The organism is Streptomyces sp. MI02-7b, assembly GCF_033793585.1.
Classification (GTDB): domain Bacteria; phylum Actinomycetota; class Actinomycetes; order Streptomycetales; family Streptomycetaceae; genus Actinacidiphila.
The window spans coordinates 1-1,274 of sequence record NZ_JARAWX010000068.1 but is presented as its reverse complement, the minus strand read 5'-3'; the positions used below and the strand labels follow the sequence as shown (position 1 = coordinate 1,274).

General features: G+C 67.1%; 1 protein-coding gene. It reads left to right on the top strand.

The features are described 5' to 3' along the window. Positions 1-121 precede the first annotated feature (121 nt). Positions 122-1,240, top strand: a complete 1,119-nt coding sequence (locus tag PV364_RS41080; RefSeq protein WP_319666055.1) for an IS630 family transposase — start codon at positions 122-124, stop codon at positions 1,238-1,240. Positions 1,241-1,274: the final 34 nt, after the last annotated feature.

Below are 1,274 nucleotides of genomic sequence, written 5' to 3'. Positions count from 1 at the left end.
CTAGTGCGTTGGCCACGAACGTTGCTGGGGTGCTGAGGACCCCCTGGTCGGTGCTCGCGGTGCTGGATTGGTGGCGCCATCCTCGATGTCGACGTGGTCGCTGTTGAGGGTGAGGGTGAAGATGGCAGAGCCGGTCAGGGCACGGCGATTGACCGATGAAGAAGGGCAGAGGCTGCAGCAGATCGTCCGGCGGGGCCGCCACGAGTCGGTGCGGGTCCGCCGGGCACTGATCATCATGGCGTCGGCTTCGGGTACCACTGTGACGGCGATCGCCAGGCTGGTCGCGGCGCACGAGGACACCGTCCGGGACGTGATCCATGCGTTCAACGAGAAAGGTCTGGCCGCGCTGGACCCTCGGTGGGCGGGAGGCCGTCCCCGCCTGATCAGCGATGACGACCGTGAGTTCATCATCGCGACGGCCAAGACCCGCCCGATGAAGCTGGGGCGCCCGTTCACGCACTGGAGCCTTCGCAAGCTCACCGACTACCTGGCCGGCAATCGGGATCACCGGGTGCGCATAGGCCGCGAACGGCTGCGGCAGATCCTGCGCGAGCACGGGATCTCCTTCCAGCGCACCCGCACCTGGAAGGAGTCCAAGGACCCGGAAAAAGACAACAAACTCGACCGTATCGAGCACGTGACCAGCCGCTTCCCGGACCGGTGCTTCGCTTTCGATCAGTTCGGCCCGCTATCGATCCGGCCCTGCCACGGCACCTGCTGGGCGCCGGAGAAGAAGCCGGACCGGTTGCCGGCCACCTACCACCGCACTCACGGGATCCGGTACTTCCACGGCTGCTATTCCCTCGGCGACGACCGGCTGTGGGGCGTGACCCGCCGCCGCAAGGGCGGCGACCACAGCCTGGCAGCGCTGAAGTCGATCCGGGCGGCCCGCCCCGACGGCGCCCCCATTTACGTGATCATGGACAACCTCTCGGCGAACAAGACCCCGGCGATCCGGGCCTGGGCGAAGAAGCACAAGGTCGAGCTTTGCCTTACTCCGACGAGCGCATCGTGGGCCAACCCGATCGAGGCCCAGTTCGGACCCTTACGCAACTTCGTCATGGGCGGCTCGGACCACCCCAACCACACCGTGCTCGCCCGCAGGCTCCAGGACTATCTGAGGTGGCGCAACGCCAACGCCCGCCACCCCGACGTACTGGCCGCCCAACGCCGCGAACGCGCCAAGATCCGCAGCGAACGCCAACAACGCTGGGGCCGCCCACGACCCAAAGCCGCCTAACCAACCCCGGCAACGTTCGTGGTCAACGCACTAG

Coding starts and splice junctions, on each gene's coding strand:
- PV364_RS41080 (WP_319666055.1), top strand. CDS start 122: ATGGCAGAGCCGGTCAGGGCACGGCGATTGACCGATGAAGAAGGGCAG.